Source organism: Vibrio sp. OPT24 (genome assembly GCF_015163545.1).
GTDB lineage: Bacteria > Pseudomonadota > Gammaproteobacteria > Enterobacterales > Vibrionaceae > Vibrio > Vibrio cyclitrophicus.
On sequence record NZ_JADDYI010000053.1, the window covers coordinates 962,820 to 978,280 of the forward strand.

At 43.2% G+C, this 15,461-nt stretch carries 13 protein-coding genes; 7 read left to right on the plus strand and 6 right to left on the minus strand.

Annotated features, from left to right (window positions below; all coding sequences use genetic code 11):
• Positions 1–82 precede the first annotated feature (82 nt).
• From IQO02_RS17935 to IQO02_RS17955, 5 genes are read left to right on the plus strand one after another with little or no spacing between them, the layout of a single operon-like run.
• Complete coding sequence (locus IQO02_RS17935) at positions 83–754, plus strand: hypothetical protein (RefSeq protein WP_010431836.1); 672 nt, start codon at positions 83–85, stop codon at positions 752–754.
• Positions 755–806: 52 nt separating this feature from the next.
• On the plus strand, positions 807–1,481 hold the full coding sequence (locus IQO02_RS17940; RefSeq protein WP_010431845.1) for a fimbria/pilus periplasmic chaperone: 675 nt from the start codon (positions 807–809) through the stop codon (positions 1,479–1,481).
• A gap of 43 nt (positions 1,482–1,524) precedes the next feature.
• Positions 1,525–3,963, plus strand: coding sequence for a pilus assembly porin PapC (locus IQO02_RS17945; protein ID WP_010431850.1), 2,439 nt, complete (start codon positions 1,525–1,527; stop codon positions 3,961–3,963).
• Positions 3,932–4,801 (plus strand): hypothetical protein, encoded by an 870-nt coding sequence (locus IQO02_RS17950; RefSeq protein ID WP_102282463.1) that lies wholly within the window; start codon positions 3,932–3,934, stop codon positions 4,799–4,801. Before IQO02_RS17945 ends, IQO02_RS17950 begins: the two co-directional genes overlap by 32 nt.
• A 36-nt stretch (positions 4,802–4,837) precedes the next feature.
• On the plus strand, positions 4,838–6,196 hold the full coding sequence (locus tag IQO02_RS17955; protein ID WP_102282464.1) for a diguanylate cyclase: 1,359 nt from the start codon (positions 4,838–4,840) through the stop codon (positions 6,194–6,196).
• Positions 6,197–6,348: 152 nt separating this feature from the next.
• Here IQO02_RS17955 and IQO02_RS17960 read toward each other — a convergent pair whose 3' ends face one another.
• The 5 genes from IQO02_RS17960 to IQO02_RS17980 form a co-directional block, all read right to left on the minus strand.
• Positions 6,349–6,909: a sugar O-acetyltransferase gene (locus IQO02_RS17960; protein WP_029189507.1), complete on the minus strand. Its 561-nt coding sequence runs from the start codon at positions 6,907–6,909 to the stop codon at positions 6,349–6,351.
• 203 nt (positions 6,910–7,112) lie between these two features.
• The gene (locus IQO02_RS17965) at positions 7,113–8,111 is read right to left on the minus strand and encodes a LacI family DNA-binding transcriptional regulator (protein WP_010431860.1); all 999 of its coding nucleotides are present in this window, start codon (positions 8,109–8,111) and stop codon (positions 7,113–7,115) included.
• 107 nt (positions 8,112–8,218) lie between these two features.
• The gene (locus tag IQO02_RS17970; protein ID WP_010431861.1) at positions 8,219–9,658 is read right to left on the minus strand and encodes a 6-phospho-beta-glucosidase; all 1,440 of its coding nucleotides are present in this window, start codon (positions 9,656–9,658) and stop codon (positions 8,219–8,221) included.
• 171 nt (positions 9,659–9,829) lie between these two features.
• A complete protein-coding gene (locus tag IQO02_RS17975) occupies positions 9,830–10,354 on the minus strand; it encodes a hypothetical protein (protein WP_016789957.1) in 525 nt (174 codons plus the stop codon).
• 51 nt (positions 10,355–10,405) lie between these two features.
• Positions 10,406–10,795 carry a VOC family protein gene (locus IQO02_RS17980; protein WP_010431863.1) on the minus strand — a complete coding sequence of 130 codons (390 nt, stop codon included), beginning with the start codon at positions 10,793–10,795 and terminating at the stop codon, positions 10,406–10,408.
• Positions 10,796–10,992: 197 nt separating this feature from the next.
• Here IQO02_RS17980 and IQO02_RS17985 point away from each other — a divergent pair, with 197 nt between their 5' ends.
• Positions 10,993–11,892, plus strand: a complete 900-nt coding sequence (locus IQO02_RS17985; protein WP_080572704.1) for a DMT family transporter — start codon at positions 10,993–10,995, stop codon at positions 11,890–11,892.
• 86 nt (positions 11,893–11,978) lie between these two features.
• On the opposite strand, the gene IQO02_RS17990 is transcribed toward IQO02_RS17985, so the two are convergent.
• A complete protein-coding gene (locus tag IQO02_RS17990) occupies positions 11,979–12,881 on the minus strand; it encodes a LysR family transcriptional regulator (protein WP_010431866.1) in 903 nt (300 codons plus the stop codon).
• A 211-nt stretch (positions 12,882–13,092) separates the two neighbouring features.
• On the opposite strand from IQO02_RS17990, the gene IQO02_RS17995 reads away from it, so the two are divergent.
• Positions 13,093–15,165, plus strand: a complete 2,073-nt coding sequence (locus IQO02_RS17995) for an alkyl/aryl-sulfatase (protein ID WP_010431867.1) — start codon at positions 13,093–13,095, stop codon at positions 15,163–15,165.
• Positions 15,166–15,461 lie beyond the last annotated feature (296 nt).

Genomic DNA, 15,461 nt, shown 5'->3' on the forward strand with positions numbered 1-15,461 from the left:
CCCTCGTTGCGAGGTGTATTTTTTAAATCCTAATTACTATGTATTTGTTGTCGGGAATAACAAGAGTAATGAGGGAATAATTATGAAAAAATTAATATTAGCGGTAGCAGTAGCCGGTGTGATGTTCAGTGTAAATAGTTTCGCTGTTGGTGGTGGTCCAGGTGGAACCAAGTTAGAAGCTAATGTGGTTCAATTTGGAGGAGCAACCAATGCTCTTCTGACCAATGCAACGAACACTGATGGCGCACACATTCGCATGGAAGGCACGATTCCACAACGTTGTGTGCTCAACTTGAAATCAGCACAAGCCGGAGAGTTTGTTAATGGTGATATCCACCTAACGAACATGCTGGCAGATAGCAAAAATTTGGTCTCAGGGCTAACAGCCAGTAAACCAATTGCAAGTCTTCGTGCCTGGTGTAACTACGGGAAATCAATGGAAGTCGATATGACTGCCACACCTTTCAAAATGACTCGTTTCGGCATGGCCATTGGTAAAGAACGTATCGATTACACATTACAAGCAAATCAAACCGACATTTTCGATACAAGCAATGCAAGTGATGGTTTGTTTGGTCATACGACAGGTAACTTCCAAGTTAAATGGAGTGGTGAACACCAAAAAGCAAGAATTGCAGAAGTTCCTCTTAGTATCACAACAGAGGGTGCAGCTTTAGCAAGAGCCGGTAATTATCGCTCTACAGTGTATGTGAAACTCCAAGCGAAAACTTGTCACCACATGTGTGGATTTTAGCTCATAAATTAGAGCCCACAAACGTGGGCTCATTTTACCAAGGAAGGGTTTTATGAAAAACATTACTTTATTTATCAGTCTGCTACTCTTCCACGCCGTCGCTTTCAGCTACGAAATTACCCCTATGTATCAAGAAATGAACGAATTTGGAGGAAAGGCTCTCTCAAGCTATACGATCAATAACCCTCAAGACCGTTCACTCCCAATTGAAGTTGTAGTGTATGACGTAAGTTACGATGAAACCGGAGAGGTACTAACACTTAATGAAGACAGTTTTCTCATTTTGCCTCCTCAAATAATGGTAGACCCACAAAGTTCTCAAAAGATTCGGGTGCGCTATATCCCTAGCGATACTCTCACAATGACCAAACTGTACCGCATTGAATTCAACGAACTAGAAGTCGAAGGGCCTGAAGATAGTGACAGTAAAATAAGAACACTGCTTAGTTTTTCGACCTTAGCTTTTGTATCTCCGAACTCAATAAAGCCCACTATGAAGTCCTCGATTAAAGATAGAAACATAGTGGTAGAAAACACAAGCCAAGTTCTAGTGAACTTGCTTCATTCCGTATTCGAACTTCAAACTAACGGCGAGAAAAAAGACCTACCGTGGAGCCAGATTGACACTAAGACAAGTGGTTACTTAATGCCTGGTGCCACCGCTTATTATCCTATTCCAAACGAATTCAAAAAAGTCACTGGTATTGCCATAAAACAAAATAATTAACACTGAACCACCTGCTTCTACACGAGCTTTATTGGGAGGTAACATGAGCCGATATTACACAGTTCTTCTGTGCGTATCTCTATGCTTGCTAGCCCAACCTCACGCCTATTCCGCGGATTGGTTATTTCCATTCCCAATCAACTATTTAGGCTCAACAGTGGGCGATATTGATGCGTTCTCTGATGGTAAAACGATCTCCAAGGTTCATACCATTCAACTGAATACACTGATTGGTTCAGCGCTTACAAGTGAAGTATCAGGTAAGTTATCTTCGTACAAAGATACCTTTATTTCAGTGGAAACATTGAAAGAGTGGGGTGTGTTGCTCTCCTTTTCATCCTCTGACATGTCTATCTCATTATCTTTCGTTCAAGATGCACGAAAAGAGCAAGCGCTAAGTTTCAGCGCACCTTACTCTCCTCCTATTTATTCCACATCAGCCTTTTTCACCAACATCAATAACTTTAACTTTGGCCTATCTGATACACGAGGGGTTGAGACTCAAAATGAAGAACAAAAGTGGAATATAGAGTGGATCTCCACAGGAAACTTTGCTGGTGCGCGGGGAGTTAACTATAAACTGTCAGGCTATTTTGATGATGGCACCAGTGAGGAACAAACTTTTTATCGTGGCGATATATCGGCCTTTATCGACCGTGCAGAAACCCCTTATCGAGTCACTTTTGGCGACCAAGTTAACAGTACTTCAGGCCACCTACCTAGCCAACAATTTGGCGGAATCGGGTTTGAACGTAATTACTCAGCATTACAACCGAATCGCAGTATTCAGGTAGGAGGCACTCAAGCCTTAGTGCTTGAAGAGTCTGCCGACATCGAACTGTACATTAATGGTTCCTACGTGACAGAGTTTCGACTTCCACCTGGACGTTATATGCTCGATAACTTGCCACTGTCTTCAGGTAGTAATGACGTTCGTTTAGATATTGAGTATCAATCGGGAAGACGAGACTCCATTCTCTACAGCGTATTCTACAACTCTAAACTGCTCAAAGAGGGAATATCCGACTTTGGCGTGTATTTGGGTGCTCCTTCAGAAATAAAAGACAGTCACTATAGGTACGATACCGAAAGCTTAATCACCAGTGCCTATTATGACTATGGCTTAACCGAATACTTAACGCTTGGGTTGAATGGCTTTTATCATAAAGATGGATTCATACTAGGGGGGATCTCCACTTTTGGCACCCCCATCGGTAATATTGGCTTTCGACTATCAGGCAGCCAGTCGAGTGAATATGATGAAACCGGTTATATCGCAAGCATCGATTATGCCGCCTCGCTCTGGGATCAAAACAATTACAGCGCCCCCAACTTACGTATCGCGCTTGAATCTTACGATACCTATTCCTATCAACCTTGGACGGAAGAAGGAACGACAGGCCATTCGGCAGCAGTCAGCTATACCTTAGGCATTACCGATGATGTTTACTTATCGCTCTCATATAACCTTGATAAGCAGAGTGGTTACGATACGGAATGGAGTGCAGAAGCCTCAACGTCTTGGTCTTACTCCAATGTAGTGGTCGGTTTAGGTGTTACTCATGAAGAAGACCCAAATGAGGGCATTTCGAACACAGAGGGTATTCTATCTGTTGATTGGACATGGAGTTCTGATGACGGGCAATACACCGCAGATGCCGGATACGCCAGCGATACTGAGATCTTACGAGCAAGCTTTAGTAAGCCAAGTAAAAATCAAGTTGGCCAATATGGCTATTCTCTATCTGCTGATGTCGAATCGAATCAAGGACAGTATCAATTACGTGGTGACTACATAGGCAACCGGGTTCGATATGATGGAGACATCAATTATTACAACTCGAACAGTACCGAAGACACCGTGGTCACCTCGTTTAGACCCAGTACAGCATTCACAATTAGTGACAGCAATCTCTCTTGGTCACGCCCAATATATGGTGCGGCGGCTGTGGTGCAAGTTCATGAAAGTTTAGAGTCGGACGCCCTAATAAACAGCGATGAAGACGCGTACGCAGAAGCGATTTCTCAGCAAGGTTACCCCAATGCTATCAGCCTCTCTACAGCCCACATCACTCAGAGCTTTACTGTAGATGCGCCAAACGCACCTGTTGGTTATGACATCGGCAATTATCTGTACAACATCACCCCAGGCGCTTATACCAGTCATCTCATCACCGTTGGGTCCAATAAATCTAAAACCATAATAGGCAAATTACTATTAGCTAACGGTCAACCGCTTGCGTTAACTCAAGGCTATTTAACCGATCTCGATGACACATCTTATCCATTCTTCACCAACAAAGGCGGAAGATTCGTTATTGAAGGAATAGGCAGCGGTGATTATCGAATCGAAACGATCAACTCCAACGCAACGGGGATCATCAGCATCCCTGAATCAGACGATAACCTGTTGAGACTTTCTGATATTCAACTAGAACAAGGAGCAAACAATGTTCAAAGTAACTCCAATGAAAAAAACTAATTGGCTGCTCACATTATGCATTCTCTGGCTGCCTTCACCATTACTAGCACAGAGTTGCAACGGAGTATGGAGCTTAACCCAACTTAACAATGGTCCGATTGAGTTTGATAAATCGGGATTTGCGAAAATTCAATACGAGCTCAAAAAGCTACGCTCTCAAAGCGGCGAATGTTCATTAAGGTCGGTTCGACTAAAAATTCTCAATACGTTGGACAAAAATGGACCTTATTTCGTCAACCAAAGCCAAACAATGCTTACTTATAATCCCAAAGAGCGAGAGTACTTGCTATACGCAAAATACAATTCTCCGGTCCGTTTTTACTTGGTCGATCCGAGAGCAAAAATTAACTACGCTGCAAAATACACTGTGCCTTTTATTGCCAAGCTCAAGTATGAAGACAACCCTGTATCAACACTAACAAGTACCGCAACTTACAAGATAAAGTCTTTCGTTACTTTTGATTGGTCTGGCCATGGAAGCAACATTCACCGCTCAGCAACAGGATACAGTTGGCAACTCGGTGAACTTCATAGTGGTAAGCGTTATCAAGCAGATTTTATGATCCGTTCTAATTCTCTAACAGAGCTTTGGGTTAAATCTCGACACGGCAAACTGATCAATACCCAGAACCCGGATTGGACGATTACCTATCAACTGACCGTGAATGGGATAGAAGTGTCCAGATTGCACCGCATGACTCCCATAAAAAACTATAGTCGCGGCCAGCACACCATTCCTTTTTTACTCTCGATCACTGACAACACCAACCTGTCACGAGCGGGAAGTTACCGCGATGAATTATATATCCAAGTAAAAGCAATAGATCCTATTTTCTGAAGTAGCGCTGTGACATTTTAACAAAGGTACACCAATATGAATGCTATCAATTTAGCAATGAAACAAAGACATTGGGTCATGGCCTGCTTCGCTTTGGTCATCCTTTGTATTCATATTGGTGAAATCCGTAGAACCATCCATTTTGTTGAGAAAGATCAAACTCACCGAAGCGATCTCATTCAAACGCTGGTTCAAAGTAATGTCGTGCGAACACTGAATATTTTAGGTACTTCTTTAAACTCAGAAGCAACAAATGCCAACAGACCCAATGTGGGTGGCGTTTATTATCAGCCTACGCGACCTTTCTCAAATTCTGACATTAAAGGCATCGCAGAACGATTCAATATCAGTACATCGTCACCTCAATTTCTTGCCATGAAAAACGGAAAAACGACACTTTGGGGATTTAATTTCAATCATCCAAAACCTCATATCAACTTAATAGCAGGGCTCGTGTCGCAGCGGACATCCCTATACCACGAGGCGAATGTCGATCTGCAGCATTACTTCCCAGAAATCAACGGCACGGCCAACACGCTTCTTTTTATAAGAGACAATCAACATCAATACTTTATGCCTTCTGGAGAAAAGATAAATCTAGACTTATCGAACACGCACGCCTTACAACCTCTAGAAGACACCGCTGTCTATGTAAGCAAAGTGGAACTACTGGACGTCATATTTTTCCAATTAAACAATGACAATTCTCGATACTTTCATCTTGTTGAAGTTCCGTTACCACAACTTCGTGCGACCCTTTTTATCTTTGATAATATGACCAGTTCTGTGGCTGAAATAAAGGGAGTGATTCAAAGTTTTGTTGAGGTCATCGCATTGTTAGGGATAGGCTATGTGTTACTGATCGCTTTTTCTCATTATCAATATCGAACCTCAATTGCTTTGGAATCAGATGCATTAACAGGGTTGAAGAACCGCTCTTACTTAGAAAGTGCAAACTCACGCATTCGCGATGCTGGAACGAGCAAAAACAACCGATGTATCGGAGTTATTGCCATTGATCTCGACCATTTTAAACTGATCAACGACAACTACGGACACCATATCGGCGACAACGTGTTAGTTCGGGTAAGCGAGATATTATTAGAAAATGTAAGAAACAACGATGAGTGCTATCGTATCGGTGGAGACGAATTCATCGTCATTCTCAAAACAGAAAGTCAGTCCGATATCATCAAGTTAGCAGATAGAATTCGAGATAAAATCGCCTACGACCCACAGCTCAGAAGTATGATTAAAGGAGGAGTATCAGCTTCGCTTGGACTTGTGGATTTATCGACTGGGCAATCGATTGAAGAGGCCATTATTTCCGCTGACGAGATGTTGTATCAAGCGAAAAACCAAGGGCGCAATTTGGTTCAAAGTTCCCTTATCTAAACCAATGAGTTTGAACAACTACGGCGACAGTTATTGAAGGTCAAAGGAGCGTCACATAGCCCCTATGGTTCGATGAGTTATCGTGATTACACATACAAAAAGACCTACCTGAAATATAAGTAGGCCTTACACTCGAACGAAAATAACGATGTTTACTCGTTATCAATCGCTTTCAGAACCTTACACGGGTTACCTACTGCAACCACATTGGCTGGGATGTCTTTAGTTACCACACTGCCCGCGCCAATCACGCTGTTTTCGCCAATGGTCACGCCAGGGCAGATGATCACACCACCACCTAACCAAACATTGTCACCAACGTTAATCGGTGTGCCAAATTCGACGCCTTCTTCTACTCGGCCTTTCACATCGAGTGGGTGACCTGCGGTAAGAATTTGAACGTTCGGACCAAGTAGGACATTATCGCCAATGGTCACCTCTGCTACATCCAGAATCACGCAATTGAAGTTAGCGTAAAAGTTCTTACCTAACTTGATATTTGAACCATAATCACAATGGAACGGCGGCTCTAAGTGCGCGTTCTCACAGCCCGGAATAAGCTCTTGGGTTGCCGCTTTCCACTCGGGTGTATCAGGAATACTATTGTTGAGTTTTTGAAGCACCTTACGACATTCGATACGTTCTGAATAAAGCGCCTTATCCCAAGCTTGATAAGGTTCACCTGCTAACATCTTTTGCTTTTCTGTTCTCACGTTACTTACCTGTTTTCACATAACTTAGCTATTTTCATATTACTAAACTGCTTTTACATTACTTAACTAATGATGGTCAATTCATCGACCAAAAAACGCAATATCGCACATCTAAATAACAGTGAATAAAGAGTCTTTTCGCTTGATTTAATAGATGCGCAGCTCATCATTTTTTGTAGGTGAAATATGAAATTCAATCAGTACTAATTTAGCTTCGCTATCGAATCACGCAACACCAAGTTTCCAGTAGTACAAACCGATTCAGCTTGTTCGATAGCTCCAACAATTTTCAAGATAGCCTTTAGGGTCATTTGTTCTAACGGCACACTTACAGACGTGAGGCTTGGCGTTAAAAACTCACCCACTTTGCTGTTATCAAAACCGACGATAGAAACATCTTGGGGTAATGAATAACCTAGCTCGGTTAATGCCTTAATTGCCCCAATCGCCATATCATCGTTTCCGGATAAAATAGCGGTGAACGTGGCTTTGTTTTTTGCTAAAACCTGAGCGGCGTGATAACCGCTCTCCATCGTCCATTCGCCCTGAATAACTTTAGACTCATCCAATGTAATACCATGTTTAGTTAACACGTCTTGATAGGCTTGGTAACGCAGCGCACCGGTCGAAGAACCTGCTTTGCCACGAATCACGGCAATATCGGTATGCCCCTGTTCGATGATGTGTTCAACCATCAAACGAGCGCTCTGATAATGGTCTGTGGTAATGGCATTATTGGGCTTCGACGGCATTTCTCGGTTGAGCACCAGAATCGGTGTGTCAGTGCTTTCTATGAGCTTAGCAATCTCATTTTCGGTTAAGCACTGCGGATAAATGATGATGCCCGCACACTTCATATCTAGCAGGAAATTGATCGCCTTTATTTCGTCTTCAGCGCTGTGTTTGCCATCGGTGATCACCAATTGGTGATTCGATTTTTCACTATAAGACGCAGCGTGATACATCAAGGAGGAAAAGTACGGGCCATTGAACAACTCATTGGTGATAACGAAACCGATGAAGTTAGTCTTCTTAGTCGCCAATTGCTGAGCCAACAAATTCGGTCGATAACCCGTTTCTTGTATCGCATCGAATACCTTTTTCACCACATCTGGGCGCACAATGTTCTTCCCATTTAAGACACGAGAAACTGTCGATTTAGATACGCCTGCACGGTTCGCGACATCAAGCATGGTTACCATTGGCTTCTTTTCCTTTATAAAAAATTAGCCGACATAAGCCGGCTAATTCATTGTTAACTAACTATTATGCAGTTTACAAACCACATAACAGTAAGGCGAATCGCATTCTAAATAGTGGCACCGTTAGATGCAATCACACCTTTATACCACTCAAACGACTTCTTGCGTTTGCGTTCCAATGAACCAGATTGGTCATTGTGCTTATCTACGTAAATGAATCCGTAGCGTTTTTTCATCTCACCTGTGGTAAACGACACCAAATCGATACAGCCCCAAGGGGTATAACCCATGAGATCAACGCCATCAATCGCAACCGCTTTTTTCATCTCTTTGATGTGGTCGCAAAGGTAAGCAATACGATAGTCATCATTAATGCTGCCATCTTCTTCAATGGTATCAACAGCGCCAAAACCATTCTCAACGATGAACAATGGCACTTCATAACGTTCATACAGAGAAGCTAAACAGAAACGTAAACCCGTTGGATCAATTGGCCAGCCCCAATCGCTAGACTGGATGAACGGGTTATCGACCGAGTTTTCATGACCGCCGTCCATTGCCTCTTCTGTGGATTGATGAGAAGAAGAATCTAAAGTATTCGACATGTAGTAGCTAAAGCCTAAATAGTCCGCTTTACCCTCTTTTAAGATCTGTTCATCTTCTGGCTGCATATCAATGTTGAAGCCCTTGATTGCCCAATCGCGTTTTGCGTAACTTGGGTAGTGGCCGCGAACCATCACATCCGAGAAGAAGTAACGATCACGCATCGCTTGCTGCGCCAGCATAATGTCTTCCGGCTTTGACGAGCGAGGGTAAAAAGGCACCATCGCACACATCGCACCGATTTGCAGATCTGGGTTGATCTCGTGACCTTTCTTAACCACCAAAGCACTCGCCACAAACTGGTGGTGAACCGCTTGATACATGGCTTGTTGAGGCTTTTCGCATTGTGGAAACTTCACGCCAGAGCACAACCAACCGAAGATGTCTGCCGAGGTGTTCATCTGGTTGTTGATCTCATTAAACGTCATCCAATACTTCACTTTGTGCTGGTAGCGATCCATCACTGTGGTCGAGTACTTAACGAAGAAGTCGATCACTTTACGGTTCATCCAACCGCCGTATTCTTTGGCTAGGTGATAAGGCATTTCAAAATGGCTCAGTGTTACCACTGGCTGAATGCCGTATTTCAGTAGTTCATCAAACAGATCATCGTAAAACGCTAAACCCGCTTCACAGGGTTCTGATTCATCGCCATTTGGGAAAATGCGTGTCCAGGCAATACTGGTTCTGAAACACTTAAAACCCATTTCAGCGAATAACTTAATGTCTTCTTTGTAACGATGGTAGAAATCCACTGCGACTTGGTTTGGATAATTTTCGCCATCAATCACACCATCGGTAATTCGACGTTGTACACCATGAGCGCCTGCTGTTAATACATCAACAACACTGACACCTTTACCATTCGCATCCCAGCCGCCTTCTAGCTGATGCGCCGCAACTGCACCGCCCCATAAAAAATCGTTTGGAAATTCGTTGTTCATACCATTACTCGCTACAAGTTATTCGTGAAACAGATCAGGATTAGAGAGCCTATTGCAGCCCTGAAACCGATTTCAAAATAGAACAAAGATACACCCTGAAACCGGTTTCAACAATAATTAATGGATCTTTTTTTGATCGAACTAAAGACTAATCAAAAGTCAGCGTTACAATCAATGCTGCTCAAAATACTGATCATGCTGTGATTTGCCAAATTGGTCTTGAGTTCCTGGGTAGAACTGAACGAGCGTCTGATCCGCTAGTGTGAGGTGAATCCAACCCTCCTTAACTCTCAGCCAATTGGTGCCGCTGGTCTCATAGACGACAGGAAAGTTGCCCCAGCCTGACTCTGATACCTGCAGCTCTTTAAAGCGGTTAATCGGGGTTAGCTTATTGCTGTCGAAATTTGCGTCGGCATAGACTGATAATGGCTCGATGGCATCGATTAGCTTAAACGTATAACAGCTCACAGAGGCTGAAGTGCGATCAAACCACTGGTAAGGTTGCGCACCGATTAAATCGTAGACCGTACAATCATTGAATTGAATCGCCCACTCTTGGTGAGCTTTAAAGCCAAGGTAACCAATGGGTTGTGACGAGTCAGGCTTCGCACCTGGCTTCTTCTCATACACCAGAGCTGAGGTAACACATCCCATAAGCCCAAGACTAAAAAGGAAAGTCAAAATACGCTTCATCATTGTAATACCTCAGTTCCGTTAGTGAATTAAACGCTATTCAAGCGCCTTCTATTAAACGGTAAGCTCCAAGCGATTACCATCCGGATCGAGTACACAGCTCTCATAATAGCCATCACCTGTTCTTCTTGGGCCATCTAAGCGCTCATAGCCATCTTCGACCAAACTTTGAGTCAGTGCATCGACCGCTTGTTCAGACCCTAGTGAAATCGCCATATGAATGAAGCCTGTGAACTGATCATAGATGTCGTCTTTCGATTCAGGGACAGAATCCATTTCCATAATCTCTAAACGACTTCCAGTTTCAAATGAGAGGAAGTAGGAAGAAAACCCTTTAGTTGGGTTGTGATATTTTGAGTTCGATGTCGCGCCAAAATAATCTTCATAAAATAGCTTCAGAACTTCAAGTTGTTTGGTCCAAATTGCGATGTGTTCAATCTTCATTTTGTTTGCCTAAGTTTGATGTCTAACGCTAGATTACTCATCAAATAAGGAACTATAAACAGAACGAAATTCATCGAAATTGTTCCTGATTAACGGACTCGATTTTATGTCCATAACTGCACAGTATTGGTATCTATGTTTGTGTAATAGTTATCTTTCCTCCATAGTCGGGTTTTACACATTCTGAGATATAAGCCGTGAACTTTCTAAAATTAATAACTCTCGCTGCGATATGGGGCGGTTCGTTTCTGTTCATGAGAATTGCCGCTAATCCATTGGGCCCAGCAGTGTTAATTGAAGCAAGAGTACTGTTTGCAGCAATCACGCTAATGTTGGTGTCTTTGTATTTAAGAAAAAAGCTGACGTTCAACACTCATGCTAAACACTTCTTTATTCTTGGGCTGTTTAATACCGCAGTTCCCTTTTTACTGTTCGCTTATGCCGCGCAAACACTTAACGCTTCGACCCTAGCCATCTTGAATTCTACCGCGCCAATATGGGCGGCAATCATTGGTGCGATATGGACTAAAACAGCACTCGAGGCGAGAGTTCTAGTAGGACTTGGGATTGGGGTAGCGGGAGTAGGAGTACTCGTTGGTTGGGATGCGATAAACATTGGCCATGAGGCTGTACTTCCGATTTGTGCTGCGGTGATGGCCGCGTTTAGCTACGGAATAGCTTCAAACTATACCAAACAAGCACCTAAAGTTGAGGCATTCAATAATGCTCATGGCAGCATGTGGGCTGCGGTATTGATCGTGTTGCCGTTCATCTTTTTCATTCCTATGAGAGAGGCTCCGGATCTAACTATTACCACATCGGTTATCTTACTGGGCGCGGTGTGTACTGGACTTGCTTACCTGCTTTACTTCAATCTAGTTTCTGAACTCGGCGCACCTTCAGCCCTGTCCGTTACCTTCATCATTCCGGTATTTGGTATTCTCTGGGGTAACTTATTCTTAGGTGAAGCAATTGGCATCAATACGATTACTGGTTCAATTCTGGTAATCACTGGCACCATGTTAGTGACAGGTATGACACCTTCTAAGATGATAGAGAGCGCAAAACAAAAACGTGCTGCGAGAGCTGCTCGCTAATCAGTGACCAATGAACCCATAACACCTCAACAATGCATGCTTGAACCGCTATAAAAGCTAATCGACAACAGATAATTGATCCACGGCTAATCAGCCATGTATTGTTGAATCTTGTTCCTCAACCACTGATGAGCAAGGTTCGACTCCGTTCTTTTATGCCAAATCATATATTGCTGCATCGGCAACACCTCAAACGGTTGCTCAAGCACTTGAAGTTGGAATCGCTCTGCAAATTGGTTAGCGAAGTCACGAGAAGTACTACCAACACAATCAGAGCCAGAAACTAACACACACATCATCATCAATGAATCACACTCAGAACTCACTTTTCTCGGTTTGATAGCCTGCTTAGTAAAGTAATCTGCAGTGTACAGACGAGAGCGACGCATCCTAAAAGTCACATGCTTTTCATCGTAATATTGAGCTTCAGTGACTGAACCATCAATTCTTGGATGCCCCTGGCGAGCGATCAACACCAACCTATCCTCAATGACTTGCTGATTCATGTACCCATTAACTTGTGGGTAGTGGATATCGATCGCTAAATCTGCTTGCTGCATACTTAAACTCTGAAGCAAATCTTCTTCGTTATTCGGTACCATATTGAACTCAATAGAGATATTTCCAAGAGTATTATCTTTTTCTACAAGAGGTTGAAGCTTGGTTAAACCTATCTCATTAACCAGAATTCGAAACACATGATGTTGTTGATTATCGAACTGTTGCAATGAACTTACAGCGCTTGAGATTCCGTCTAACGCAGGTTCGATTCTAAGTGCTAATTGCGTTGCAGCATTCGTGGGACTGATCCCTCGCCCCTCTCTGATGAAAAGATCGGTGCCTAACTGAGACTGCAATCGCTTGAGTGCGCCACTCACACCCGGCTGTGTCATACCCAGAGACTCAGATGCCAAAGTTATCGACTTCAACCGATACACTTCTAAAAACACATTCAGCAAGTTTAAATCTAACTTTTCAACGTCACTCACAAACGAACTCCTTATTAACAAACCTTTCTATCTGGCTACTGGCTACTGGCTACTGGCTAGAAAATCACACTCTAAATTCTGTTTATCACTAAAGCTTAGCTTATACATAACATTTCGTGATGTATTAACTAAAGTTTACTTTATTTTTTGCTATGTTTTACGGCCATATAATCCTCTCAACGAAACAATTCCCCGAATTGAAGAGGCTCTAATGACAACTTCACGCACTTTCAAAAATGCTTCACTGTTGCTTGCAATCTCTCTAGCGTTTCCTGCTATTGCTGCAAATCATGACCATGCACACTTTAGTGACATTGGCGACCAAGGTGGCAAAGACGCGACTAAAATGACAACACAAGCCAACCAAGAATTTGCGAAAACGCTCAACTTCTCAGACACCCGAGCGTTCGACAATAACAACAGAGGTCTAATCGCAAGCTTCGACCAAGAAACAGGCGACATCATCCGTAACAGTTTCAACTTTATCGAACCAAGTGTCACAAACGCAGACAAAGCACCTGATTCAGTTAATCCATCATTATGGCGCCAAGCAGTACTAAACCAAGCAGCTGAAGGTTTGTATGAAGTTGTTCCAGGTAAGGTTTACCAAGTACGAGGTGCAGACTTAGCGTCTATTTCTTTCATCCGCAGTGACAATGGTTGGATCGCCTATGACGTTCTTCTCACCAAAGAAGCAGCCGCTAAATCACTCAAATTCTTCAAGAGCAATGTGCCTGATGGCGGTGAACTGCCTGTTGTCGCAATGATCTACTCACACTCACACGCTGATCACTTTGGTGGCGCAAGAGCGATTAAAGACGCTTACCCAGATGTGAAAGTGTACGGTTCGAAAAATATTACCAAAGAAATCGTAGACGAGAACGTATTGGCAGGTAATGCGATGTCTCGACGTACTGCTTATCAATACGGTGCTACGTTGAACCGACATGAACACGGTATTGTTGATGCGGCATTATCGAAAGGTCTATCAACAGGTCGCATTACTTACGTACTGCCAGACTACGAGCTGAACCATAACGAAGAAATTGAAACGCTAGTTATTGACGGCTTAGAAATGCAATTCATGGATGCATCAGGCACCGAAGCGGCATCAGAAATGGTCACTTACATCCCAAGCATGAAAGCTCTTTGGACAGGCGAACTGACCTACCAAGGCATGCATAACCTGTACACGCTGCGGGGTGCAAAAGTACGTGATGGTTTGAAGTGGTCTAAGAAAATCAACGAGATGCTAGTGACATGGGGCGAAGAAACAGAGGTGCTGTTTGCTTCTCATTCAGCGCCAGTTTGGGGAGAGCAAGAGATCTCTGATTACCTAAAAATGCAGCGTGACGCGTACGGCTTTACTCATAACCAAACACTGCGCCTAGCGAATAATGGGGTGGTTTTACAAGACATCGGTGACGAGATCTACAAAGTGATGCCAGACAGTATTCAACAATCTTGGCACACCAATGGTTACCATGGCACTTACTCGCACAACGCTCGCGCTGTGTATAACATGTATCTTGGCTACTTTGATATGAACCCAGCCAACCTAAACCCGCTGCCGATAGAACCAGAATCGGTGAAGTTTGTTGAGTACATGGGCGGTAGCGACGCTGTGATTGAAAAAGCACAGCAAGATTTCCAAGAAGGTGAATACCGCTTCGTTGCAACAGCACTGAATAAGGTGATTCAAGCTGAACCAGAGAACAAAGTTGCACGTGGCTTATTGGCCGATACTTACGAGCAATTGGGTTATCAATCAGAAGGTGCAGGTTGGAGAAACATCTACCTAACGGGCGCTCAAGAGCTTCGTATTGGCACACAGCCGGGCGCACCAAAAACAGCATCACCGGATGTATTGGCTAACATGACCATTGAGAACTTGTTGGATTACTTAGCGGTAAAAGTGGATTCATTGAAGGCTCAAAACACGCCATTTACGATGAACATTCAGTTACCTGATGTGAAAGAGTTCTACTACGTTGAAATGTCTAACGGTAACCTGAACAACATTCAAGTATCAGACCTACAAGATGCAGATACTACACTGATCATCAACAAATCAGATGTGTCTGACATCGTACTGAAGAGAACGACACTCAATAAGCTGATGGAAGCAAGGCAAGCAGGTGTGAAAGGCGACAAGTCGTCTCTTAACAAACTATTGTCTTCTCTCACTGAAGCTGATACCTCTTTTGAGATTGTGCCTCGCCCGAACAAAGGTGAAGAAGTCGACGCTGAGCTATACCAAGATTCAGCTGTACACGCTCATTAAGGTCTAAATAACAGCATTATAATAACGTCAACGAAGCCAATATAGGCTATCACAAGGCTAATACCGACCAAGCCTCAGCTAATTCATTTAGTTGAGGCTTTCTTATCAAAGAATAAAGCAGTGCTTCATTTCCTATACTTTCCAATCAACTATCATAAAGTAGCAGCACCCAGGCGGTCTCTTTATGGGCCTCTGTATTGTCATATTTCTCACTTACAACACAATTCATACCCTTTCTTAGTCCCAGCATGTGAACCAATAGAAATTTTGTGCGGTCAAACTTTGTTATAAAAGTT